The organism is Roseibium aggregatum, from assembly GCF_014692675.1.
Lineage (GTDB): Bacteria > Pseudomonadota > Alphaproteobacteria > Rhizobiales > Stappiaceae > Roseibium > Roseibium aggregatum_C.
The window spans coordinates 131,728-155,036 of record NZ_JABFCZ010000008.1; the positions used below are offsets into that span (position 1 = coordinate 131,728).

Genomic DNA, 23,309 nt, shown 5'->3' on the forward strand with positions numbered 1-23,309 from the left:
AGGGTCAACCCTTGCGCGGAACGATCAGCGCATCGAGACCCAGGCAACGGTCCGGATAGGCGCGCAGGGGGTTGATTTCCGCGCTGTCGATCCGGTCCGCATGGGCAGCCAGGAACACCGAGAATTTCTGGATGGCATCGGCCAGTCTGGACTTGTCGCACGCAGGCGCGCCCCTCACGCCATTCAGAAGGGCGACCGCGTCCAGTTCCTCGATCATCTCCAGGGCCGTTGCCTGCGTGACCGGTGCGTGGCGGAAGGCAACGTCGGAAAAGACTTCGGTGAAAACGCCGCCGAGGCCGAACATGACGACCGGGCCGAAGGCCGGATCGATCTTGCCGCCAAGAATGCAGTCGATGCCCTCCGGCGCCATTTCCGAGAGGATGACCCCGTCGAGCTTTGCAGAGGGAACCGCCTTTCGCACCGTTTCCATGATCCGGGAAAAGGCTTCTGTAATTCCGTCCGCCGGTATGTTCAGGGCCACACCGCCGACATCCGTCTTGTGGGCGATATCCGGCGAGGCGATCTTGAGGGCGTAGGTGCCGGAGCCGCGCCGGGCAAAGGCGCCGGCCTCGGCTTCGTCACGCAGCAGCGCGTCGGTAACGACCGGCAGGCCGAAGCTCGCGAGAATTTCCTTGGCTTCCCGTTCGCCAAGCGCCGTATTCGGCAGGTCGAAGGGGACGGGCAAAGAGATCGGCTCGCCTTTTTCGCGCGCAAAGGCTTCGCCGAGCCGGGCCAACGCGGCAATCGCGGCAACCGCCCGCGTCGGGTCCTCGAAGACCGGATAACCTTGGGCTTCATAGCTTGCCACGATCTCCGGCTCCGCCAGGATCGACTGCACGATCAGCACATCCGGATTGTCGGCAAGACCGGCGCGCATGGCGTCCTGCAGCGCACCTGCGATCATTTTTGAGCCGGCGACGGAGGTCCAGAAGGCCAGGATGGCATCATAGCCGCCGCGCTCGATCATCTTCTTCAGGAAGGCGGAAATCAGCGACAGGTCGTTGAAGGCCTGGGCTGTGACATCCACCGGATTGCGCGGCGCTGCGAAGGGCAGGAGCGCCTTCATCTCCGCCTGCGCGTCCTTCGGCATGGGCGAAACATCCAGGCCGTAGTCGGCGGCATCGTCGGCGATCAGGACACCCGCACCGCCGGAAATCGTCACCACCCCGAGCTTTCGCCCCGTCGGATAAATCCCCGGCTGAGCGGCATAGGCGATATCGATCATTTCTTCTGTCGTCTTCGCCCTGACCGCGCCATATTGCTTGATCATCGCGTCGAAGACGGCATCTTCTCCCGCAAGCGATGCGGTATGGGATGCGGCAGCGGCCGCGCCGACGTCGGACCGACCGACCTTCATGAAGATGACCGCCTTTTTCGCTGCCCGGGCCGTTTCGAGCGCATCGATCAGCAGGGGGCCGTTCTTGATGCCCTCCGCATAGGCCAGGATCGTGCGGACATCGTCCTTTTCCGCCATCAGCTTGATGACTTCGGCCACCTGGACGTCGCCTTCATTGCCCGTCGTCAGGAAATAGCCGGTGCCGAGGCCGCGCTGGCGGGCCAGGAAATAGATGTGGCTGCCGTAGGCGCCGGACTGGCTGGCAATCGCGATCGGGCCGGGTTTCGGTGCGCCCCGGTCCAGCGTCGTCGAAAAGCACGGCTGGAAGCCGGAAAATGCATTGAAGGCGCCAAGACAATTGGGCCCGATCATCCGGATACCGACATCCCGCGCCGTGCGAATCAGCTCATCTTCCAGCGCCGCACCTTCGGCGCCCGCTTCCCGAAAGCCGGAACTGAAGATCAGGCAGGTCTTCGCGCCCTTGGCGCGCGCTTCTTTCACCGCGTCGGCAACCAGCGGTGCGGGCAGGGCGATCAGGGCGAAATCGATGGTTCCATCAATATCCGCCAAGCTCGGGGCAGCCGGCAGGCCCTGGATCGTGTCCCGTTTCGGATTGACCGGAATGAGGCGCCCGCCGAAGCCCGCGGCCTTCATATAGGCGATTGGCCGCCCGCCGATCCGCTTCGGATCATCCGAGGCCCCGACGATTGCCACCGATTGCGGATTGAGCAGATCGTCGAGCGTGGTCATGCCCTGGCCCTGATCTGGGAAATGGAAATATAGGCGGAAATGGCCTCGGTGCTTGAATTCACCTGGATCACCACCGGACCGTTATGCGCCAGCGCTTCGGCGACCTTCGAGGCGACATCATCCCCCTTGGATATGGTAATTCCCAAAGCACCGAATGCTCGGCCCCAGGCCGCGAAATCCGGGTTGGTCAGGCCTGTTCCGGAAGTCCGCCCGGGAAAACCCTTTTCCTGATGCAGGCGGATCGTGCCGTAGGTGGCGTTGTTGGAAACCACGATCACCGGCTTCGCGCCGACCGACACGGCCGTCGCCAGTTCGTTCCCCGTCATCATCGCCCCGCCGTCTCCGACGTAAGCGATCACACGTTTTTCCGGATGCCGGAGACAGGCCGCAACGGCGGCCGGGACGGCAAGGCCCATGGCGCCGCCGACGGCGCCGATCGCCGTCTGGGTGCCGTCCCAGGGCCAGTGGCAGTGTACCCAACTGGAAAAGTTGCCGGAATCGGTGATGACGATGCTGTCGTCCGGCGCCTGGTCGGCAAGGGCGATGACGACGGCACCGAAATCGATCCCGTCGTCCCAGTCTTTGGGAGCCTGATCGGCAAGCTTTCGCGCTACCGTGTTGAGCGTGCCTGCCCAGGTCTTCCTCGGCTCAGGCATTTCCTGGTTGATTTGCGCCAGCGCTTCCAGGAACGAGGCGGGATCGGCGGCGATACCCAGGTCCGTCCGGAACACCCGGCCGATGGCATCGGCATCGGGATAGACATGGATCAGCGGCTGGTCTGGAACCGGCGCCTTGGGGAGCCGGAACCCCTGGGTCGGCGTATCCCCGAGCCGCGTGCCGACGGCAATGATCAGATCCGCCTTCTGCATTTCCTTGACCTGCATCGGCGGGATCTTAAAGCCGAGGTGGCCGGCGTAGAGCGGATGGGAATTGTCGAAGATATGCTGGTACTTGAAGGTCAGACCGACCGGAATGCCATGGGCCTCTGCTGCTTTGCGTAAGGACGCCCGGCCTTGCGGCGTGTCGAGCTGGCCGCCGGCGATGAGCAGCGGGCGCTCCGCCTTTTCCAGCAGTTCTACCGCCTTCCGGGCATCGTCCTGGGAAGCTGATGCACGGGCGACCGGCAGAATTGGAACCGTGGGGTCCGAGACCGTATCTCCCAGCATGTCCTCCGGCATGACAAGGATCGCCGGACCGGGCGTGCCGCTTTCGGCGGCATGAACCGCCCGGGCGAAGGTCTCCGACAGGCGTTCGGCTTCCGTCACCTCCCAGATGCCCTTGGCCATGCCACCGAACATCTGTTGATAATCGACTTCCTGGAAGGCGCCGCGGCCGCGCTCGAAACGGGCGACCTGTCCGACCAGAAGGACGAGCGGAACCGCATCCTGATTGGCCAGATGGACGGCGATCGATGCATTGGTCGCTCCCGGTCCCCGGCTGACGGCGGCAAGACCGGCCCGGCCGGTCAGGCGCGCATCGGCCACCGCCATGAACCCGGCGCCGCCTTCGTGGCGGCAGACGACGAGATCGATGTCCGAGCCGTGAAGCGCGTCGAGAAGCGACAGATAGCTCTCACCCGGCACGCAGAAGATACGATCAAGCCCGTGGGCGCGAATGGTCTCTACGAGCCTGTCTGCTGCGCGGGTCATTCCGGATGCTCCCCCATCATGTGTTGACTACGCATCGCATTTGCGAAATGCTGTTTCGCAGAAACAAACAGCAGATGCAAGTTTGTTCGATCAGGGAGGAACTCAATGGGAATATTTTTGAGGCCGGTTACGGCCGTGCTCACCTTTGCCGCTGCCGGAATTGTGTCGGGAGGCCTTTGCGCGGCGGAACTGAACCTGCCGAAACAGCTTGCCTGGACGGCCTATAACACCGGTTCCGCGGGCTACAACCAGTCCGTCGCCATCGGTGCGGCGCTTCAGAATGCGACCGGCACCAACCTTCGCGTCCTGCCGGGCAAGAACGATGTGGCGCGCACAGAGCCTCTGCGCCAGCACAAGGTCCAGTTTTCCGCGACGGGTGTCGGCGGCTCGTTCATGGCACAGGAAGGCGTCTTCGTCTTCGGCAAGCCGAACTGGGGCCCGCAGGCGGTCCGCACGCTTCTGGCGAACAACGGCGGGGCCGTGGGGCTTTCCGTCGGTGTGGCTGGGGATATCGGCGTCAAATCCTATTCCGACCTGAAGGGCAAGCGCGTTGCCTGGGTGCGTGGCGCGCCGTCCTTGAACGTGAACACGACCGCCTATCTCGCCTATGGCGGGCTGACCTGGGACGATGTCGAGAAGGTCGAGTTCGGCGGCTTCGGCGAAAGCTGGAAAGGCCTGATCAACGGCCAGGTGGATGCGGCCTTCGCCTCGACCAATTCCGGTTTTGCCTATGAGGCAGCTTCCTCTCCGCGCGGCCTGATCTGGCCGGCCATCGACCCGGCCAACAAGGAAGGTCTGGCGAGAATGCAGGAGATCGCCCCGTTCTTCTCGGCGGCGAAGGTGACCGTCGGTGCGACGATCGACGGGACCGACGGCGTCGAGACCGGCGCCTATGCCTATCCGGTTCTCGTGGCCATGGTCGATCAGGACGAAGACCTCGTCTACAACATGACCGCCGCTATGGTTCAGCTCTTCGACCAGTATGACGGCAAGGCGCCGGGCATCGGCGGCTGGGCGATCGGCAAGCAGAACTTCGAATGGGTCGTGCCCTATCACGATGGCGCCATCCGCTATTTCAAGGAAATCGGCGTGTGGTCGGATGCGGCCCAGAAGCACAACGACCACCTTGTCGCCCGTCAGGCGGCTCTGGCCAAGGCCTGGGACACCCTGAAGTCGGAAAACCCGGCCGACTGGGAAACCGCCTGGGCCGAGGCGCGCAAGAAAGCTCTGACGGACGGTGGCTTCTCCGTCGTCTTCTGATCGAGAAACAACAATAACAACCTCGCGCCCCGCACGGACCGACCGTGCGGGGCCACCAGTCGGAGCGGTCAATGGACGCCAGCGATAAACGTGAGCTGGACGGTGCGACGGATGCAGGCCTTCCGCGTGCCGCCAATGCGGTTGTAGGTATCGGAACGCTGGCGGCGGTCCTGCTGTCGATCCACCAGTTATTCAATCTCCAGCTCTTCGGGGTCGTCCTGCTTCAGGGGCGGTATCTTTATCTCCTCTCGGGGATCTTCCTGAGCCTGAGTTTCCTGGTCTTCCGGATGCGCCGCGGCGACAGGCCGGTTCCGATCTATGACTGGATCCTTGCGATTGCCGCGGCCGTCTGTGCCGGCTATTTCGCCTGGACCGCCGAAATCAGCCTGGACATGGGCTGGGAATATGCGGCCCCCGACACGGCCCGCTGGTTCGCGATCGTCTTCTACCTGCTGATCCTCGAAGCAACGCGTCGGGCCGGCGGTTGGCCGCTGTTTTCGATCGTGCTTGCGTTTTCGCTCTATCCCACCTTCGCCGACAAGATGCCCGACCCCTTGTCCGGCTTCCAGTCGCCTTTCTGGGATCTGGCGCCTTATCACATCATCTCTTCGGAAAGCTCCTTCGGCATTCCGATGCGCGCCTTCGGCAATCTGGTGATCGGCTTCATCCTGTTCGGGGCCGTCCTGCAGCGCACCGGCGGCGGGGCATTCTTCAACGACCTGGCGCTGGCCCTTGTCGGCCGGTACCGGGGCGGGGCGGCCAAGGTGGCGGTCTTTGCCAGCGGCTTCATGGGGTCCATGTCCGGCTCGGTGATTTCCAACGTGCTGACCACCGGCGCGGTCTCCATTCCGGCCATGAAGCGCACGGGGTTTTCGCCCGGCTATGCGGCCGCGACCGAAGCCTGCGCATCGACGGGCGGCGTGCTGATGCCGCCGATCATGGGCGCAACCGCCTTCGTCATGGCATCCTTCCTGGGCGTGCCTTACGTGGAAATCGCGCTCGCGGCGGCGATCCCGTCCTTCCTCTATTATTTCGGTCTGTTTGCGCAGCTTGATTCCTACGCCGCCCGGCGCGGGCTGACCGGCCTTGCGAAACAGGATGTGCCGAAGCTCGTCGGTGCGATGAAGGAAGGCTGGCCCTATATCGCGGTTTTCGCGGTGCTGATCTATCTGATGGTCGGATTGCGCCAGGATACGCTGGCTCCCTTTTACGCCACGGCGCTGCTGCTGGTGATCAATCAGTTCCTCCGCCGGTTCCGCTTTACGATGAAATCGGCTGCTCACCTGGTCGTCGGCGTCGGCAAGTCGCTGACCGAACTGACCGCCGTTCTGCTGGGGGTCGGGCTGATCGTTGGTGCCTTTTCCGCCACCGGTCTGGCGGGAACGCTTGTCAACGAGCTGATCTTCATCGCCGGCAGCAACACGTTTGTCCTGCTTCTGATGGGAGCGCTCACCGCCTTCGTCTTCGGCATGGGGATGACGGTGACCGCCTGTTACATCTTCCTGGCCGTCGTTCTGGCGCCGGCCCTCGAACAGGCCGGCCTGGACCAGCTCGCGGTGCACCTGTTCATCCTCTACTGGGGCATGGTCAGCTATATTACGCCACCGGTCGCACTCGGCGCCTTCGCGGCGGCGACCATGGCCGGAGCCTCGCCCATGCGGGCCGGTTTCGAAGCGATGCGCTTAGGCGGCGTGATCTATATCGCGCCGTTCCTGTTCGTGCTCAACCCGGCGCTTGTCGGACATGCGCCGGCCGGCGAAATCATTCTTTGGTTCACATTGACCGTTGCCGCTGTCTGGCTGATGTCGTCTGCCTTGCAGGGCTACATCATCTTTGCCGGCGATCTGGGAAGCGACGGCCTCGGGATATTGTGCCGGTTTGCATTGATCATCGCGGCGGTCCTCATGGCTGCGCCGATTGGCGCGTACACAGGCTTGCCTTCCCCGGTTCTCCCCGTTACCGGTGTCATATTGGGTGCTGCAATACTGTTTGTGGCACGGCGCCGGAATACGGATCTGAAATTGGCAGTATGAAATGATGAGCGACGTTTTGGAGGAAGAACAGGGGGCGGACCGGAAATTCGTGTCGGCCCTGGCCCGTGGCCTGGAGGTCCTGCGCTGTTTCCGTCCCGGAGAAGCGTCGCTTTCCAACAATGACATTTCGGAACGCACGGGGCTTCCCAAGCCGACCGTGACCCGCCTGACCCACACCCTGCGCAAGCTCGGCTATCTGGTCTATTCCGAAAAGAGCGGCAATTACCAGCTGGGCTCCGGGGTTCTGTCGCTCGGTTACGGCGTGCTGTCGGGCATGGAAATGCGCGCACGGGCGGCCGAATACATGGACGACCTGTGCTCCGGCCCCAATCCCCATGTCACCATCGCGCTGACGGAACGGCATCGCCTGAGTGCCGTTTATGTCGACGTCAGACGGTCCGACCAGACGGTCGCGCTTACGATGAATATCGGCGCGCGTCTGCCGCTGGCCTTTTCCGCCGTCGGCCGCGCGATCCTGACGGCTATGCCCGACGAGGAGCGCGAACACATGCTGCACCTTATGGAGCAGGACAAACCGGAAAAGGTCGCCGAAATCCGCGAAGGTGTGGCTAAAGCCGTCAAGCAGGTCGCTGAACTCGGCTATTGCACTTCCTTCGGCGATTGGCGCCCGGAGGTCAACGGTATCGCGGCCCCGATTGTGTCGCCTGATGGAAGCCGGATCTTTGCGATCAACGTGGGCGGACCGTCGTTCCTGGTGTCGCCGGAAGAGCTGACGGAACACTATGGCGCAAGGCTTGTGGCCGCCTGCCGGGCGCTCAGCCTCAGCACGGACGGCAAACGCGTATGAACGATTTTCCCGATCCGCTTGCCGCAGAGGAGCCATATCCGCTGCAGCGCACACTCGGGTTCACGATCGCCGAATGGGCGGAGAACTATGCCCGGATCGAACTGCCGATTGCCGACCACCTGATGAACCGCTACGGCATCCCGCACGGCGGCGTCTATGCGACGATCCTCGACACGGCCCTCGGTTTCAGCGGCAGCTACACCGGTTCGGGAGACGATAAACGGATGGCGATGACGCTGTCCCTGAACGTCAATTACCTGTCCCGGCCAAAGGGCAAGCTGCTCATCTGTGAAGGGCGCAAGACCGGTGGCGGCAGAAAGACCTTTTTCGCCGACGGGATCCTGTTTGACGAGACCGGAGAACGGATCGCCTCTGCCAGCGGCGTTTTCCGCTACCGGAGCGGCTCCTGATCAATCCGGTGCGACCGGTATTTTCCCTGAATTGACCCAGCACAAGGTCATTGGCCTCGATCTCCGGTGATACTGTCTTTCGAACCTGCGCCCGCAGGCGGAAAGACACTCGATCTGGAGGTGGATGGCCATGACGCAACGCTCTTCGCAAACCGAAGCCGATCAGACGGAACTGACAATTCCGCTGGAAAAGGTCTGCTTCATCATCTTCAAGGCGCGGGAATTCGACGCCAAGGATGTGAGCACGACCTCGGACGATGGTTCCAATCCATCCGACGACGGGGACCGGTCAGTGCTAGAAGACCGGGACGATGACCCTGTGCTTCAGGAACTCATGTCCCTGATCGCATCCCTGTCCGTTGACGAGCAGGTCGATCTGGTCGCCCTGATGCATCTGGGACGTGACGACAATACGGCACAGGATTGGGATGATGTCCGGACGGAGGCGGCCGAAGCTCATACCGACCGGACGGCGGAATATCTTTGCGGCACCCCGCTTCTGGCCGATTATCTGTCCGACGGGCTCTCCGCACTGGATTATTCCTGTGCGGACTATGAAATGGATCACTTGTAAAAGCGGTTGCGTTAAGACCTGAGAGAGACCTGTCTGCTTCTTTTCCGAAGGCCAGGGGCGTGGGTCTGAAACAAGTGACGGGAGGGGACATGAAGCGACTTGAAGGAAAGACCGCGCTGGTGACAGCTGCGGGGCAGGGGATCGGCCGGGCGTCTGCCCTGCGCATGGCCGAGGAGGGTGCGCGGGTCATCGCGACCGATATCAATCCCGAAACCTTGAAGGAAATCGAGGGAACGCCGGGTATCGAGACCCGGGTTTTCAACGTCCTCGACAAGGAGGCGATTGACGCGATCGCCCGGGATCTGGGCGCCATCGACATCCTGTTCAACTGCGCCGGCATCGTCCATGCCGGCACGATCGAACAGGCGACGGAAGACGAGTGGGACTTCGCCTTCGATCTCAACGTGAAGGCGCAGTTCCGGATCATCCGGGCTTTCCTGCCGGCCATGATCGAAAACGGCGGCGGATCGATCATCAACATGTCGTCGGTCGCCGGGCCCATTACCGGCCCGGTCAACCGCTGCATCTATTCCGCCTCGAAGGCCGCGGTCACGGGCCTGACCCGATCGGTTGCGGCCGACTATGTCACCAAGGGGATCCGCTGCAACGCCATCTGCCCGGGTACGGTGGACAGTCCCAGCCTGCACCAGCGACTGCGCGACACGGGCGATTACGACGGCGCCCTGAAACAATTCATCGCCCGTCAGCCCATGGGGCGGGTCGGCCGGCCGGAGGAGGTAGCCGCACTCGTCGCCTATCTCGCCTCCGACGACAGCGCCTTCACCACCGGGACCGAACAGGTCATCGACGGCGGCTGGACGACCTGAGCGCACAGTAGCGCTACTCGGGAGTTCCCGTTTCCGGCACGTGCCGCTATCTATCTCGAAGCAGCTGGCTTTGGTTCAGCCGCCAATCCTTTCGTGATCCGCTGAGGGAAGCGCATGAAGAATGACGATGACCTGCCGTTGTCCGGCACCCTGGTCGTGAGCATCGAACAGGCAGTTGCCGGACCCTATTGCGGCCGACTGCTGGCGGATCAGGGTGCACGGGTGATCAAGGTCGAACGTCCGGACGGCGGCGACTTTGCCCGCCGCTACGACCGGCGCATCAACGGCGAGGCGAGCTATTTCGTCTGGTTGAATAGGTCCAAGGAAAGCCTGTGCCTCGATCTGAAGGCCCCGGAGGATATCGCGTTCCTGTGGCGGCTGATCGAACGGGCGGATGTCTTTATCCAGAACCTCGCCCCGGGAGCGGCCGACAAGCTCGGCCTGACCCGCCAATCGCTTGAAGAGCGCAATCCGCGGCTGATCTCCTGTGCGATCTCCGGCTTCGGGCCCGGCGGACCATACGGCTCGCGCAAGGCCTACGATCTCCTGATCCAGGCGGAATCAGGCCTTTTGTCGATTACCGGCACGAAGGAGTCGCCCAGCAAGGTCGGCATTTCCATCGTCGATATCTGTACCGGCGTGACCGCCTATCACCTCATCCTGGCGGCCTTGTTGAAACGGTCACGAACGGGGAAGGGCGATCACATCGAGCTCTCCATGCTGGAAGCGATGGCGGAATGGATGGGATATCCGCTCCACTACACTCATGAGGGCGCGCCGCCGCCGGAACGCTCTGGTGCCGGGCACGCGACGATCTACCCCTACGGCCCGTTTGAGACAGCCGACGGCATGGTGCTGTTCGGCCTGCAGAACGACCGCGAGTGGCAGGCCTTCTGCCGCGAGGTGCTGGAATTGCCGGACTGGGCGGACGAGCCGCGCTATCTCGGCAACGACGGACGGGCCGGCCATAAGGACGAGCTCGATCCGGTGATCCGGAAAAAGCTGGCACTGCTTTCCACAGCCGAAACTCAAGAGCGTCTTGGAAAGGCCGGTATCGGAACTGCGGAAGTGCGTGACATTGCCGGCCTATGGGCACACCCGCAACTGGCCGCCCGTCACTGCTGGGGCACTGTGGCAACCGGTGCCGGCGTCGTGCCTGCCTTCCTGCCGCCGTCTGCAGAGAGCTGGGACCCGCGCATGGACCCGGTTCCCGCGCTTGGCGAGCACAGCGACGCAATCCGGGAAGAATTCAGCGTTTGAGACGGGGCCACCGTCCGATCAGGAGAAGAAGATGAAAACCTCTGCACCGACAGATCACGATGACCTGAGAGAGGCGCTACGCGCCCTTTGTGCCGAGTTCCCCGCCGAATACCACCGCGAACATGGTGCGAAGGAAACCTATCCGGAAGAATTCATCGATGCTCTGACGGAAGCCGGCTGGCTGGCGGCGATGATCCCGGAGGAATACGGCGGCTCCGGGCTTGGACTGACCGAAGCCTCTATCGTCATGGAGGAAATCAACCGTTCGGGCGGCAATGCCGGCCATTGCCATGGCCAGATGTACAACATGGGCACGCTGCTCCGGCACGGATCGGACGAACAGAAGAAGCTCTATCTGCCGAAGATTGCGTCCGGCGAATTGCGCCTGCAATCCATGGCCGTGACGGAGCCGACGACGGGGACGGACACCACCAAGCTCAAGACCACGGCGATGAAACAAGGCGACCGTTATGTCGTCAACGGCCAGAAGGTCTGGATCAGCCGCATCCAGCACTCCGACCTGATGATCCTGCTGGCGCGCACGACGCCGCTTTCCGAGGTCAAGCGCAAGTCTCAGGGGCTGTCGATCTTCCTGGTTGAACTGAAGGACGCGATCGGCAAGGGCATGGAGGTCCGGCCGATCGAGAACATGGTCGGCCACGAGACCAATGAACTGTTCTTCGACAATCTGGAAATCCCGGCCGAAAGCCTGATCGGGGAGGAGGGCAACGGCTTCCGCTATATTCTTGACGGATTGAATGCGGAACGGACGCTGATTGCCGCCGAATGTATCGGTGACGGCTACTGGTTCCTGGAAAAGGCCCGTGCTTATGCCAATGAGCGCGTCGTCTTCGACCGGCCGATCGGCCAGAACCAGGGCGTTCAGTTTCCGCTGGCCCGGGCTTATGTGAACGTGGAGGCGGCGAACCTGATGCGCTTCGAGGCCTGCCGCCGGTTCGATGCCCACGAAGACTGCGGCGCACAGGCCAACATGGCCAAGCTGCTGGCCGCCGACGCCTCCTGGCAGGCGGCCAACGAATGTCTCCAGATCCATGGTGGCTTCGGCTTTGCCAATGAATATGATGTGGAACGCAAGTTCCGGGAGACTCGGCTCTATCAGGTCGCGCCGATTTCGACCAATCTGATCCTGTCCTATGTTGCCGAGCATGTCCTTGGCCTGCCGAGATCGTTCTGACCATGACTGACGCCATTTGTTTGCCCCTGTTCGTTCCCGGCAACCGGCCGGACCGGTTTGCCAAGGCGGCCGCGGCCGGATCGGGCATGATCATTCTGGACCTGGAGGATGCGGTTGTTGCGGGAGCAAAGGCGGAGGCGCGCGATGCTGTCGTCCGCGAGGCAGGAGCGTTCGAAGGAACGCGGGTTTTCGTCCGGGTGAACGGTGCCGATACGCCATGGTTCGAAGACGATATCTCCGCTGTCACCGCGCTCGCCATCGATGGCATTGTCGTGCCCAAGGCGGAGAACCCGGAGATTATACGTGAAATTGCGAAGGCGCTTGGGCCAGGCCGTGAAATATGGGCGCTGATCGAATCCGTCAGGGGAATGGCAAAGGTGAGGGACATTGCCGGGGCGGCGGACCGGATCGTTTTCGGCAGTGTGGATTTTTGTGCCGATCTCGGTATGGCTCATGAACGGGAGATCCTGCTGCCGTTCCGTCTGGAACTTGCCATGGCCGCCCGGCTTGCCGGCAAACCTGCACCGGTCGACGGGGTGACGACAGTGTTCGACAAGGCCGATCTTGTCACCGAAGATGCCGTCCATGCTCGCGCGCTGGGCTACGGCGGCAAGCTTCTGATCCATCCCAAACAGATCGAACCGGCACGTGCCGGGTTCCGGCCGACCGAGGCCGAAGTGGAAACGGCCCGCAGGATCCTGCAGCAGGCTGAGGGTGTCGGCGCGGTGGCGGTCGACGGCCAGATGATCGACGAACCGGTCCTGATCCGGGCGCGGGATGTCCTCGCAAGATGGGAGGCGCTGTCATGAATGACTTCGCCGACTGGATCGGCCGTTCGGAGGAAGCCGGCGAAGCGGTCAGTGAAGGCCTGGTGGAGCGGTATCGGGCAACGCTCGACAGCAATCTCTGGACCGGAGGCGAGGGCGCGCCGCTCGGAATTCACTGGTGCCTGGCGCCTCCGGCCGTCCCGCCGGCGATGCTCGGCCCCGACGGCCACCCGCGGCGGATCGACGATCCGTCCAGCTTCCTGCCGCCGGTGCCGCTGCCCTCGCGCATGTGGGCGGGCGGCGAGATCCGTTTTCACGCCCCGATCCCCGTCGGCGCGATGATCATGCGTCGCTCCCGGATCGCCAGCATTTCGGCAAAGGAAGGCAAGAGCGGCCCGCTGGTCTTCGTCGCCGTTGAACACAGTTACGATGCCCGCGCGGAGACGCTCGTCAGCGAACGTCAGGATATCGTCTACAAGAAGGCCCCGGAACCGGGACAGGCTCCCGCCTATGCGCCCGATGCCGATATGCCGGAAGACGGGATCCGGATCGGGCCGGTGACCATGTTCCGCTATTCGGCCCTGACCTTCAACGGTCACCGTATCCATTACGATGCCGACTATTCCCGCGAGGTAGAGTTTTATCCGGCCTGCGTGGTACACGGTCCGCTTCAGGCAACCCTGCTCATGAACCGGGCGGCCCAGATCCTGGGCCGCATGCCGAGGGTCTTTTCCTATCGAGGACTGGCACCCTGTTTCGTTAACGAGCCTCTGCGGCTGACAGGCGGTGTAGAGCCGGGAAGCCTTCAGGCGGAAGGGCCGGCAGGGCGGATCACCATGTCGGCACGGTTCGAATAGGAAATGGCTGTTCCGGTTGCCCTAGAACCGGAACCGGGCGCCGACGATCGGGCCGTGGGTATACAAGTCGTCTAGCTTGGCTTCGTTGTCGAAATTCCATCTCATCGCGCGGTAGCCTGCAAACAGATCGAAATTTTCAAAGGCGTAGCCGACGCCGCCGAAGGCCTGGCAGGTCACGTCCGACTGGCCGGTGCCGATATCGCCGAGATAGGCAAGGCTCCAGCGGTCGGATAGTTTGGTTTCCCCGCGAAGACCGACCACGCCGTCGATCACACTTCCCTGGGAGTTGGCACTGGCATTGAAGGCGCCAAGCGAGAAATCGAGGTCGACACTCATCCACAAGTACCGGAAGCCGCCGTATCCGCTGATCTTGGTGCTTTGCGTATCGATCACCCGGTAACCGAGAGCATTGGTCGTGATAAAGCCTTGGATGGTTGCGTCCAGGTTCAGCGTGACCGGGTTGCCGACGATGTTGCCCGTCGCGGAATCCGATCCCTGAAGGTTCATGTAGATAAGATCGGAATAGATGCCGAACCGGCCCTTCTCGGCCGCGATGCTGGTCATCAGCGCGAAGCTGAGATTGTCGAGGACCTTGTAGAACGGCATGTCGAAACTGTCGCCCGCTGCGGTCTTTCCGCCCATGGCGGCCATCCACATGTATGGCGTGACTTTGAATGTCCACCTGTCCTCGATGATCTGTGACGGCGGGTCGGCGGCCAGGACAGGCGTTTGCCACATTGTCAAAGCAAGTAAGGTTGCTGTTTTTACCAAAGTAGACTTCGCCATAATTTCAAGCCCGCCATTCATTCAAGTTCTCAAACTATGGTTGAAACATAATAGCACACGGGTATTTTCCGAAATACCTTACGGAACCCGCTGCGCCATTTTAAATCAATCATCCACCGAACCTTTTCGGATAGACCTCATTTCGGAAACAGGAACGTGATCGCCGCCCGCGCACCAAAGCCGTCTGGCCCGTTCGCCGAACTGGCCGCATAGTAGCGTGCGCCCAGCTGAAGACTGACCGGCTGTTTGTCGATGGTGACGAGCTTGGCGACCATGGCGTTGATCGGAACGGACCAGTCGTTTGCGGTCCAGTCGTAGGTGGATTCCGAATTCAGCGTGAAGGTCCAGGCGTCAGGGGTCGTGTAGGAGAGGAACGGCTGCAGGAAGGTGGAATTCACATCCTTCGCCCCGTCCGGACCGGCATAGGACCAGATGTGATTGGCCAGCGCGCCATAGGTCCAGGGGCCGGATTGGCGCAACACGACGCCGGTGGGACCCGCCCCCCACTTTTGGGTGCTCAGAAGGTTTTCTGTACCGGTCGGGAACAGCAGCGCCGGGCCCAGGCCCCAGATGATGCCGTTTGCCGTTGGCTGCTTGGGCGAGAAGAACAGGCTTTGCGTCACATCGCTCAAGCCGAACTGGGTGCCGGAATTCCCGGCAATGTCGTTTTGCCAGACGACCGGCACGATCGTGCGTGAGATCAGGTTCCAGTCTGCATTGAGCGAGATCGGAATGACCGGCTGGATATTGAGCGTGACCTTGTCGCCGTCGCTCGACCCGAAGCCATGGTCGTAGTTCCACTGGAACGGCACGCTGATCAGCGAGGCGACCGGATTCGACAGCTTTTTCGCCAGATCGGCATCGGCGCCGATTGCCGGGGTGATCAAGAGGGGCAGAACGGCGGTGGCGGCTGCCAGTATACGCTTCTTGGAACAGATCATTCTTTCGCCCTCCAAGCTGCTGCTTATAAGCCTTGAGATTGGCGTCATCGGGATTGGCAAGCAGACCCTTCTGAAGGCTTGTCTGTGCCCCCGCCATGTCGCCGATGGCGAGGCGGATACGGATCTGCATGATCCACGCATTGACCATCTGCGGATCGAGCTTCGTCACTTCCTCGAACGCGGCGAGCGCGCCTTTTGCATCGCGCATGACCAGAGCGGTTCCGCCGATGACGAGGTGCGTTTCGGGAAAGTCCGCCTTGTTGCCAAGCGACTGATGCCATTCCCTGGAGGCTTTGGCCGCCGCGTCGCTCATGGCCTTGGGCATGTAGGCGATAGGCGCACCGATCAGCAGGCGCGCGGCCGCCATCCTGACCGACCGGACCGGATCGCTCAAGGACGGAATAATCGTCTGGATGCGTTCTGTCGGCGGCACGTTTTGCTGCAGGGCAAGAGCTGCGGCTCGGACCAGAGGATCCTTGTCGCCGATCAGGGGCACGGCTTTCTTGGCGATGTCAGGTTCCGGGCTCGCGCGTAGCAGGTCCAGGGCCGACGCCCGGACAATCCCCGGAAACGTATCCTGCCCGGCAATGGCCATTAGCTCGTTGCCCATGGACCCGGGGTCCTGTCTGGCCGCCGCAAAGACTTCGCCAAAGTGAGGTCCACGATGCGTGCTGTCCGGAAACCGCTTTTCCAGTTCTGCCGCTGCCCAGGACGCTGATATGTCCGTGTGACAGTCGTTGCAGGCATTCGGCGTGCCGATCTTGACCGTCAGATCAGGGCGCGGAACGCGGAAGGAATGATCCCGGCGGCCGTCGATCCCCATGTAGATCCGTTCGATCATGTGACAGGACTTGCACTGGGCCCCGGGCGTGCCCGGTTCATGGAACGTGTGAGACGGGTCGTCGTAGAGTTTCGCTTTCAGGACCGGAAAGGCCGGATTGGCCGCCGGTGAATGGCACTGGGTGCAGATCGCGTTGCCTTCGGCTTTCAGCTCGCCGCTGTGGGGCTCGTGGCAATTGGTGCAGCGTACGCCGTTGGCGTACATCTTTGACTGCAGGAACGATCCGTAGACATAGACCTCGTCCTGGATCTGTCCGTCCGCATGATAGAGCCCCGGCCGCAACAGGGACAGGCGGTAAGCGTCATGATAGGGCGTTCCGGGCAGCGGGTTGCCGTCCTGAAAGGCTTCCCGCCGCGAGTGACAACCGGCGCATTGCTGGATTTCCGCTTCAGGCCGGCGTTTGGAATAGCCGATCAGGAGGCCGGCGTTGCCCGTACCGGGGAAGGGGCTCTTTGCGTAGGTCTCGGGAGATTGAGCCCATGCGGCGTGAGCTTCTCCCGGACCGTGGCAGGCCTCGCAGCCGACGCCGATTTCCGCCTCGGTGCTGTGATAGCTGCGCGTATCCGTCTGATAGTTTTTCTTGAAATCCGTTGAATGACATTCCGCGCAGCGGCCGTTCCAGTTCTTGTAAGGGCCCGTCCAGTGCAGGCCGTCGCTGGGCGGCGGGGGATCATCGGCATAAAGATGATACCAGACCTCCTTCTCCTGATCCCAAACCACGTCGAAGGACTGCAGTTTTCCCGGAGCGGTCTCGACAAGATACTGCTGCAGCGGCCGGATTCCGTCTACGCCGACGACCTTGAACGTTTTCGGCGGACCCGCAACATCGGTGGTTTCGATGAAATAGTCGCCGTCCTTGCGGAAAAACCGGGTGGTCTGCCCCTTGAACTTGAATTCGGCGTTGTCAAAATCTCCGTCAACATGTTCGGGCGTCGGTGTCATCCAGGCGTGGGCATGATCGGAAACCTTCCAGTTCCTGGCTTCCGCCTCGTGGCAGCCGGCGCAGACCTCCGACCCTACGTATTTCGGAACCGGCCGCTGGCCGTCTTCTGCGGCAAACGCCGTACCGGTCGCGGTGATAAAAACGACTGCGATCAGGGATCGAAAAACACGCATTCGACGGTTCCGGTAAAATGGGACGGTCAGGATCCGGGGCCTGTCCTACTCGGGAAAGATCTGCTTCCAGTCGTTTTTCATGCTGATCAGGTGCCAGCCTTCTTTCGGGGCGTCGTCCATCGCCTTGTCCAGCGTGCCCACATGGGTTTTCCGGTCATAGGCATATTCGCGGTCAGCGTCGTCGTGATGAACGATCATTCCGAGCCGCTTCCCCGGACCGGCCGTCGTCCATTGCAGCATCTGGTAGTCGCCGTCGGAGTTGCCGAAGGCGGCGGTGGGACGCTTGCCGATATGGGTCAGGATGCCGACCGGCTTGCCCTCCTTGTCGTCGATGAAGGCAATCTTGGGAGAGCGCATCAGGCTGGGAACGCCGTCGACGACCTTGTATTCGACCACGATCGAGGAGCCGACGACCTGTTCCGGAGGGATGCCGTAGATCTTCTCCGTCCAGGGCCGCATGAATTCGATCCCGCCGCCGGAAACAATGAAGGTCCTGAAACCGTTGGCCCGCAGGTAGTCCATCAGCTCGAGCATCGGCTGATAGACGAGGCCGGTATAGAGCTTGTCGAATTTCGGATGTTTCGCCGTGGCGATCCATTCCGAGACGGTCTTTTCGAACTCCGCCGTGCTCATTCCGGCGTGCGTAGCTCCGACGATTTCCATCAGGCCCTTCATGCCTGACTTGCCGAGGGCTTCCATGTCGCCTTCAAGCACCGCCTGGAACGGCTGGGTCGTCTTCCATTCCGGATGTTGCGGGGCGAGCGCCATGACCCGGTCGAAGGCGAAGGCGAGCTGGGTGTAAATGGGATGTTCGACCCAGAGCGTGCCGTCGTTGTCGAAGGTTGCGATCCGGTCGCCCGGAGCCACAAAGTCTGCGCCCCCCTGCGTCGTGACAGCATCCACGAATGCGATGATCGCCTGTTTGTTGGCACCGTCATTCCAGGAAGGAAGCGGATCGGATTGCGCCGCAGCGGAGAAACTGACGGTGATACCTGCCGCCAGGGCCAGGACCGGCACCAGAAATTTGCGGATATGCGTATTCATGATGCGTCCTCCCTGAGCGGATTGCAGGTTTGCCGCGGGCGCCCGAAACCCGGATCCTTAGTCATCAAATGGGTTGCGTCTCAAATTATAGATGAACTCTGGTTGAAATGCAGTGCCCCCTGAAACACGTGTCGGGCGCAGGCCAACCGGGTGAACCCGATCAGGATACCGGGATGACTGGCCCGGAACCGATTTCCCCTAGGGATAAACGCGGGCCTCCATAAGAACAGGTACGCACGGGTACGAACGTGTATCAAGGCGACCGGTTTCAATCCGCATACCCGGGCGACCGGCTGTCGAGCATCCGCTTGATGCTTTCCAGGTGAAGCGCGGCACTGGCCGCGTCCCCTTCGCGGATCTGGCGGGCTGTCATCCTGGCCACGTCTTCCGGTACCGGCTGCAGGGGACGGCCGGTGCTCATCGCCCTGAGCTGCACGTCTGCCGCGCGCTCCAGATAATAGAGATCGTCCCAGGCTTCGGCGATGGTCGGTGCGCAGACCATGACGCCATGGTTCTTCATGAACAGGATGTCGTTGTCGCCGAGAACCGAGGCGATCCTGTCTCCCTCCCGGTTATCGAGCGCAAGGCCGTTGTAGTTTTCGTCGACGACGGTGCGCCCGTAGAACTTTAGCGCCGACTGGCCCGCCCAAACCAGCGGGTCGCCTTCCACCATGCTGAGCGCGGTCGCGTTCGGCATATGGGTGTGAAAGGCAGCCCCGATGCGCGGTTCCATCTTGTGCAGGCGCGCGTGGATATAGAAGGCGGTGGCCTCCGGCTCGCCGTCGCCGCTGACAACATGACCGTCGAAATCGCAGATCAGCAGACTGGACGCGGTCGCCTCGTGAAAGGACCAGCCGAGCCGGTTGACAAGGAACAGGTCCGGATGACCGGGCACGACCGCGGAGAAATGGTTGCAGATGCCTTCTTCCAGTCCGAGGTGGGCCGCCATGCGCAGGCAGGCTGCAAGGTCGACGCGCGCCTGGCGGATCTCGTCCGTGTCCAGATCGATGTTTCTGACGAGAGCCGGAGCGGTACCGCCGGACGACAATTGATGAGCCATCGAAAAATCCTCTCTTCTCGGACCCGGTGACATCCCTCCGGTGGACGCAAGAATGTCCCGCCTCCTGAAAGAAGAAGGTACGATTGCATTAGGTGAAATGTCAGGCAAGGGCTAGTGATCGGTTCCAACGAAATTCGCCGCTGAATGCCGTGCGCACGACCAGGACGTTATGGCCCTCGCCCCGTAATCTGCGATGTCGGGATTTCAAACGATCAGCACATTTGAATGAAAGTTGGCTGAGCTTCCTGGAAGCTTTTAGAACTTTCTGGCTTGCTCTTCCGGTGGAGTTGCGGACGCTTATGGAGGAGGTCAGGACAATAGAGGATGCTACAGCGCAATCCTAACCAAAGGACGCATTTGGGATGCCAACTACCACTCGTTCCACAGCCATGTTCTTGGTGACAGCTGTGCGGGTAAATCAAGATATCGGTCGTTTCCCCCATTATGGTTAGTCTTGGTTTCAGCGAGATGAATTCGGCCAGTCGTCGGCTCCCAAAGCCGGTCTGCAGGTTGATGAAGTAGGGGAAATTTACGAAAAATTTTTTTGAACTGACGCGTTTTAATCTCGGGATCCAAACTGCTCATGGCGGGACATAAGTCGCGGTCAGTCGGTAGCGCTATCTAGGCGTTTTCCACAGCCGAATTTTTCCGTCGAGAAACATTACGCCCGCCGTTCCGTCGGTCTTAATCGCGTAATAAGCCGGGTACATATTATCCCGTATCAATCGCTGGGATTGCTTCGTCTGGAGCGACGTGAAAAGATGCATTTCAGGTTGCACTTTCCAGAAGTTGCCCCTCAACATTTGCCCTCCAACCGGATGTCATAAAACGCACTCCAACTTTTACGGGCAAAAATTCCATTTACAATCATTGGTAAATTTTGCAGCCTTCTGCCCGGTGAGTTTATGCCGGAGGGAAGCTGTTCCTTAACAGGGATTCATGCTTCGCGGATATCTCCGGCACAAAGCACGTCGCGAAAAAGTGGCTACCGGTTTTTCGCAATAAGACGTGCGTCCACAGATAGATAAAGCGTGTCGTGTGAATTCGAATGAACGCGACAAGCTTTGGCAGTTGGTGACGGGCAGGGTTTGATGACGGAACAGGTGGAAGCAGCTTCTTCGGCGACATCGGCTGAAGCGGCGACGGGCTCCAGCGGCATGGTGCGGCCGCGGGAAGCAATGGAGCCATCCGGCGAGGGTAAGAGTTCGCCGGGATCTTCGGGAAAGACGGGGAACAACGTCCAGATCGCCCAGGCCGTGAAAAACCTCAACGCGGGTTTCGGAGAGGTGGTCGGGCTCCTGATGCGCGATCCCAAATGCCGGCATCTATCGCTCGCGGACCTGGAATGGCTGGTACTGCCGGCCCTGGCGGCGAACCAGATGATGAGTGCGCGCGGCAAGGTGAAGGATAAGGCCGGAAACGAGGCCGGCCTGACCGTCCCGCTCGCCCTCGTGTTGTGGGCGAAGGTGTCGGAAGAGGTTGACCAGAAGCTTGAGGCTCAGAAAAAGGCCGGCGCGCCGCTGCGGCTCGCGCCGGGTGATTGGACCAGCGGCGATATTCCGTGGCTGGTGCTGAGCCTCGGTCCAAAGGAGCTTCAGGCAAAGCTGCAAGAAAAGCTGGACGAGGAGACCGGGGCGGGAATCAAGGTGTTTGCGGCGTCTAAAGAAAGTGAAGCTTGAGGCTGGGGATACGGACTGCTCTAACAGCAGAACGAATGACTCCAGATTGAAAGGCATTGAAATGACGGCTGCTATCTTTTCCACAGTCCAGCGGAAAATTCTACAGATGGAAAATGCCGCGATACGCGCTGGCGGGGATTGGCCCCTTCGTGACCATAGACGGTTCCCAACCTTTGGGAGGGCTGAATGATGGCAAAGGGAGAAGGCAAGGTTTGGGTCTGCGATAGCTATCTAAATTCTACTATCGTAAAGCGATTTACGCTTCTACCCGAGCAGAGTTCGCCGGACTACAAAGTCGAAATGTACCGCTGGGGAGAAATTCAGGAAAAATATCGCCAAGGCCTGAAGCTCGCAAACGATGAATTGCCACGGGAAGCCTACGGCAAATATCAGGATACGCGTTTTAAAAAACTTCCGGAATTTTTCAATATCGAGGGAGCTCTCATCGTTTCGGGGAAGTTTGCCGAAGTGCTCCGCGGGTTCGAAATTGGTGATACCGACCTGTCGCCAGTTGACCTTTATCAAGGCAACCGCTTCGAGAAAATCGAGGGCCCATGGTTATTCCTCAACATAGGCTGCCACAAGCATGCCTTTCTGCCTGAGAAGTCTATGGGTGGGTATCGATTTCCCGACCATTGGCCGAGCGGGAAAGCCAGGGTTGGTTTACCGAAAGATAATGAAATCGCGGTCGCGCATTCTGCGCTTGAAGGATGCGACCTCTGGTACGACCCCGGTTTGTATGGAGCATTTTTCATCAGCGGTCCTCTGGAGGCAGCGCTGAAAGAGGCAAAGGTAACACGCACTCTGCGGCGGCATCGCTGCGCGGTGGTCGATGACGACTAACGGGGATGGGGGAATAGAGTCGTGAGCGATTATTTAAACAGCAATTCATTCAATCGTCTACCCTCATCCTAATAAACCAATTTTCAAAGTATTTTATTCCTGCTTTCCGCACTCCCTCTTCAGTTCGCGCTTTGTCAGGAGAGTAACCCAGCGACATTTGGCCAATGTGATCAGGGCGATTGGATGCTGTTATGCACGATAAATAAAATCGTGCATCTTGTTTGCTGGTTCCAACGTAAGCAGTTTCTGTATGGAGCGGTACTGTCTTTTTCGTATCAGTAGAATACTCTGTTCCATCGAAACTTCTATTGAAGCTCCACCAATCGCTAGCGCTCGCGGAATGTACAGTTTTACTCATCTGTTCAATCGAAGGGCTCGCTGAAGCTTCGACGTCGCCGCTGCCGAACGGGTTGTCGGTCGGTTTCTTTGGAAATGTGATTTTAGGACCCGATTTCTCAACATCGCCCGGCCAAGAAAAACGGACAAGGATCTGTTCGTTTTTGGGTTCATATGGACCGCACCTTACAATCGCCCGAACCGCAGACTTTGCGAACGCCAGTCCGGCATCGTCTGCCGGCTCGTATTTTTGAACATTGACCTCTTCGACATTGCCGCCGGCACCTAATTTGACCAACATTTCCGTTAGACGTCTGGCATCAAATGTAACGGGTGGTGCGAAACATCGCATAGCTTGGTTCTTCAAGACGTCAGATTCACCTGCGATCGCTGGAAAGCAGGCTGCTGTCGCCAACCTGGTAGCAAGCTCGCTGGCGCAGTGGCAGGCGGCCGGACATCTCGGCGACCTGCTCAAGGCCATGCGCCGCACGTTCGCGGAGGCCAGAAAGAAGGCGCCCTGCGTATTGTTCATCGACGAGTTCGACTCTGTCGGCGACCGCGCCACTGCGGGCGGAGACAACGCGCTCTACATCATTGAGAAGATCAATGGACTTCTGGAATGTCTGGACGGCGTCGAAGACCGTGAAGGTGTCGTTGTCGTCGGAGCGTGCAATCACCCTCATCGGATCGACCCGGCGTTGTTGCGTCCCGGGCGGCTGGAACGAACCGTGCTGATCCCGTTGCCGGACGAGGAAGCGCGCGAGCGGATCCGATTGTCTCAGGCTGAATGACAGCTTCTGGTTAAGGTCTGATTGAGAAAGGGAGACCGGAAGGCGAGGGCGCCAGTACCAGATGTTTCCGCGGCGCAGGAGATTTTGAACGTCATGTCGACGAGCCATAGCCCATATTCCTTGTGCCGGACGGCGCCAATGGGCAC

The 23,309-nt window shown here is 60.7% G+C and carries 20 protein-coding genes and 1 pseudogene; 13 read left to right on the top strand and 8 right to left on the bottom strand.

Translation table 11 applies throughout. From position 1 onward, the window contains the following. Positions 1-4: 4 nt before the first annotated feature. Together HK439_RS08690 and HK439_RS08695 are read right to left on the bottom strand one after the other, a co-directional pair. Positions 5-2,086, bottom strand: a complete 2,082-nt coding sequence (locus HK439_RS08690) for an acetate--CoA ligase family protein (protein WP_190291009.1) — start codon at positions 2,084-2,086, stop codon at positions 5-7. Continuing rightward, positions 2,083-3,735: a thiamine pyrophosphate-dependent enzyme gene (locus HK439_RS08695; protein WP_190291010.1), complete on the bottom strand. Its 1,653-nt coding sequence runs from the start codon at positions 3,733-3,735 to the stop codon at positions 2,083-2,085. Before HK439_RS08695 ends, HK439_RS08690 begins: the two co-directional genes overlap by 4 nt. A 105-nt stretch (positions 3,736-3,840) precedes the next feature. Here HK439_RS08695 and HK439_RS08700 point away from each other — a divergent pair, with 105 nt between their 5' ends. From HK439_RS08700 to HK439_RS08745, 10 genes are all read left to right on the top strand, one after another. Next, a complete protein-coding gene (locus tag HK439_RS08700; protein ID WP_190291011.1) occupies positions 3,841-4,995 on the top strand; it encodes a TAXI family TRAP transporter solute-binding subunit in 1,155 nt (384 codons plus the stop codon). A 71-nt stretch (positions 4,996-5,066) separates the two neighbouring features. Then, the gene (locus HK439_RS08705; RefSeq protein ID WP_190291012.1) at positions 5,067-7,028 is read left to right on the top strand and encodes a TRAP transporter permease; all 1,962 of its coding nucleotides are present in this window, start codon (positions 5,067-5,069) and stop codon (positions 7,026-7,028) included. 4 nt (positions 7,029-7,032) lie between these two features. After that, positions 7,033-7,836, top strand: a complete 804-nt coding sequence (locus HK439_RS08710) for an IclR family transcriptional regulator (protein ID WP_209011654.1) — start codon at positions 7,033-7,035, stop codon at positions 7,834-7,836. After that, on the top strand, positions 7,833-8,246 hold the full coding sequence (locus tag HK439_RS08715; protein ID WP_190291014.1) for a PaaI family thioesterase: 414 nt from the start codon (positions 7,833-7,835) through the stop codon (positions 8,244-8,246). Before HK439_RS08710 ends, HK439_RS08715 begins: the two co-directional genes overlap by 4 nt. Positions 8,247-8,376: 130 nt before the next feature. After that, positions 8,377-8,820: a DUF3775 domain-containing protein gene (locus HK439_RS08720; protein WP_190291015.1), complete on the top strand. Its 444-nt coding sequence runs from the start codon at positions 8,377-8,379 to the stop codon at positions 8,818-8,820. Positions 8,821-8,909: 89 nt separating this feature from the next. Further along, the gene (locus HK439_RS08725; protein ID WP_190291016.1) at positions 8,910-9,647 is read left to right on the top strand and encodes an SDR family oxidoreductase; all 738 of its coding nucleotides are present in this window, start codon (positions 8,910-8,912) and stop codon (positions 9,645-9,647) included. Between the two features lie 114 nt (positions 9,648-9,761). Then, complete coding sequence (locus tag HK439_RS08730; protein ID WP_190291017.1) at positions 9,762-10,907, top strand: CaiB/BaiF CoA transferase family protein; 1,146 nt, start codon at positions 9,762-9,764, stop codon at positions 10,905-10,907. A 31-nt stretch (positions 10,908-10,938) separates the two neighbouring features. Next, entirely contained in the window at positions 10,939-12,102 is a 1,164-nt protein-coding gene (locus HK439_RS08735) for an acyl-CoA dehydrogenase family protein (protein WP_190291018.1), read from the top strand. Beyond that, the gene (locus HK439_RS08740) at positions 12,099-12,911 is read left to right on the top strand and encodes an HpcH/HpaI aldolase/citrate lyase family protein (RefSeq protein WP_419247582.1); all 813 of its coding nucleotides are present in this window, start codon (positions 12,099-12,101) and stop codon (positions 12,909-12,911) included. The genes HK439_RS08735 and HK439_RS08740 overlap by 4 nt, the downstream gene beginning before the upstream one ends. Continuing rightward, positions 12,908-13,726: an FAS1-like dehydratase domain-containing protein gene (locus tag HK439_RS08745; RefSeq protein WP_235987709.1), complete on the top strand. Its 819-nt coding sequence runs from the start codon at positions 12,908-12,910 to the stop codon at positions 13,724-13,726. The genes HK439_RS08740 and HK439_RS08745 overlap by 4 nt, the downstream gene beginning before the upstream one ends. 21 nt (positions 13,727-13,747) lie before the next feature. Here HK439_RS08745 and HK439_RS08750 read toward each other — a convergent pair whose 3' ends face one another. The 5 genes and pseudogenes from HK439_RS08750 to HK439_RS08770 all read right to left on the bottom strand — a co-directional run bounded on the left by HK439_RS08750 (position 13,748) and on the right by HK439_RS08770 (position 19,514). Beyond that, entirely contained in the window at positions 13,748-14,464 is a 717-nt protein-coding gene (locus HK439_RS08750; protein ID WP_190291021.1) for a hypothetical protein, read from the bottom strand. Between the two features lie 185 nt (positions 14,465-14,649). Continuing rightward, positions 14,650-15,453, bottom strand: a complete 804-nt coding sequence (locus HK439_RS08755) for a transporter (RefSeq protein ID WP_190291022.1) — start codon at positions 15,451-15,453, stop codon at positions 14,650-14,652. A 73-nt stretch (positions 15,454-15,526) separates the two neighbouring features. Next, positions 15,527-17,410: pseudogene (locus tag HK439_RS26865) on the bottom strand (multiheme c-type cytochrome); the annotation flags it as partial. 45 nt (positions 17,411-17,455) lie between these two features. After that, the gene (locus HK439_RS08765) at positions 17,456-18,454 is read right to left on the bottom strand and encodes an HAD family hydrolase (protein ID WP_190291023.1); all 999 of its coding nucleotides are present in this window, start codon (positions 18,452-18,454) and stop codon (positions 17,456-17,458) included. Positions 18,455-18,722: 268 nt separating this feature from the next. Next, positions 18,723-19,514 carry an aldolase gene (locus HK439_RS08770; RefSeq protein WP_190291024.1) on the bottom strand — a complete coding sequence of 264 codons (792 nt, stop codon included), beginning with the start codon at positions 19,512-19,514 and terminating at the stop codon, positions 18,723-18,725. Positions 19,515-20,605: 1,091 nt separating this feature from the next. On the opposite strand from HK439_RS08770, the gene HK439_RS08775 reads away from it, so the two are divergent. Next, positions 20,606-21,193: a toxin-activating lysine-acyltransferase gene (locus HK439_RS08775; RefSeq protein ID WP_190291025.1), complete on the top strand. Its 588-nt coding sequence runs from the start codon at positions 20,606-20,608 to the stop codon at positions 21,191-21,193. Between the two features lie 186 nt (positions 21,194-21,379). Continuing rightward, positions 21,380-22,036: a hypothetical protein gene (locus HK439_RS08780; protein ID WP_190291026.1), complete on the top strand. Its 657-nt coding sequence runs from the start codon at positions 21,380-21,382 to the stop codon at positions 22,034-22,036. A gap of 49 nt (positions 22,037-22,085) precedes the next feature. Here the strand turns inward: HK439_RS08780 and HK439_RS08785 are convergent, their stop codons facing one another. Then, positions 22,086-22,673: a hypothetical protein gene (locus HK439_RS08785; RefSeq protein ID WP_190291027.1), complete on the bottom strand. Its 588-nt coding sequence runs from the start codon at positions 22,671-22,673 to the stop codon at positions 22,086-22,088. Here HK439_RS08785 and HK439_RS26870 point away from each other — a divergent pair. Then, entirely contained in the window at positions 22,663-23,163 is a 501-nt protein-coding gene (locus tag HK439_RS26870) for an ATP-binding protein (RefSeq protein WP_328804124.1), read from the top strand. The two genes, HK439_RS08785 and HK439_RS26870, sit on opposite strands and share 11 nt — an antisense overlap. The last annotated feature ends 146 nt before the right edge of the window (positions 23,164-23,309 follow it).

Bases quoted from the DNA above. Each gene is read 5' to 3' on its own strand.
- HK439_RS08690 (WP_190291009.1), bottom strand. From the start codon at position 2,086: ATGACCACGCTCGACGATCTGCTCAATCCGCAATCGGTGGCAATCGTC.
- HK439_RS08695 (WP_190291010.1), bottom strand. From the start codon at position 3,735: ATGACCCGCGCAGCAGACAGGCTCGTAGAGACCATTCGCGCCCACGGG.
- HK439_RS08700 (WP_190291011.1), top strand. From the start codon at position 3,841: ATGGGAATATTTTTGAGGCCGGTTACGGCCGTGCTCACCTTTGCCGCT.
- HK439_RS08705 (WP_190291012.1), top strand. From the start codon at position 5,067: ATGGACGCCAGCGATAAACGTGAGCTGGACGGTGCGACGGATGCAGGC.
- HK439_RS08710 (WP_209011654.1), top strand. From the start codon at position 7,033: ATGAGCGACGTTTTGGAGGAAGAACAGGGGGCGGACCGGAAATTCGTG.
- HK439_RS08715 (WP_190291014.1), top strand. From the start codon at position 7,833: ATGAACGATTTTCCCGATCCGCTTGCCGCAGAGGAGCCATATCCGCTG.
- HK439_RS08720 (WP_190291015.1), top strand. From the start codon at position 8,377: ATGACGCAACGCTCTTCGCAAACCGAAGCCGATCAGACGGAACTGACA.
- HK439_RS08725 (WP_190291016.1), top strand. From the start codon at position 8,910: ATGAAGCGACTTGAAGGAAAGACCGCGCTGGTGACAGCTGCGGGGCAG.
- HK439_RS08730 (WP_190291017.1), top strand. From the start codon at position 9,762: ATGAAGAATGACGATGACCTGCCGTTGTCCGGCACCCTGGTCGTGAGC.
- HK439_RS08735 (WP_190291018.1), top strand. From the start codon at position 10,939: ATGAAAACCTCTGCACCGACAGATCACGATGACCTGAGAGAGGCGCTA.
- HK439_RS08745 (WP_235987709.1), top strand. From the start codon at position 12,908: ATGAATGACTTCGCCGACTGGATCGGCCGTTCGGAGGAAGCCGGCGAA.
- HK439_RS08750 (WP_190291021.1), bottom strand. From the start codon at position 14,464: ATGTGGCAAACGCCTGTCCTGGCCGCCGACCCGCCGTCACAGATCATC.
- HK439_RS08755 (WP_190291022.1), bottom strand. From the start codon at position 15,453: ATGATCTGTTCCAAGAAGCGTATACTGGCAGCCGCCACCGCCGTTCTG.
- HK439_RS08765 (WP_190291023.1), bottom strand. From the start codon at position 18,454: ATGAATACGCATATCCGCAAATTTCTGGTGCCGGTCCTGGCCCTGGCG.
- HK439_RS08770 (WP_190291024.1), bottom strand. From the start codon at position 19,514: ATGGCTCATCAATTGTCGTCCGGCGGTACCGCTCCGGCTCTCGTCAGA.
- HK439_RS08775 (WP_190291025.1), top strand. From the start codon at position 20,606: ATGACGGAACAGGTGGAAGCAGCTTCTTCGGCGACATCGGCTGAAGCG.
- HK439_RS08780 (WP_190291026.1), top strand. From the start codon at position 21,380: ATGATGGCAAAGGGAGAAGGCAAGGTTTGGGTCTGCGATAGCTATCTA.
- HK439_RS08785 (WP_190291027.1), bottom strand. From the start codon at position 22,673: ATGTTGGTCAAATTAGGTGCCGGCGGCAATGTCGAAGAGGTCAATGTT.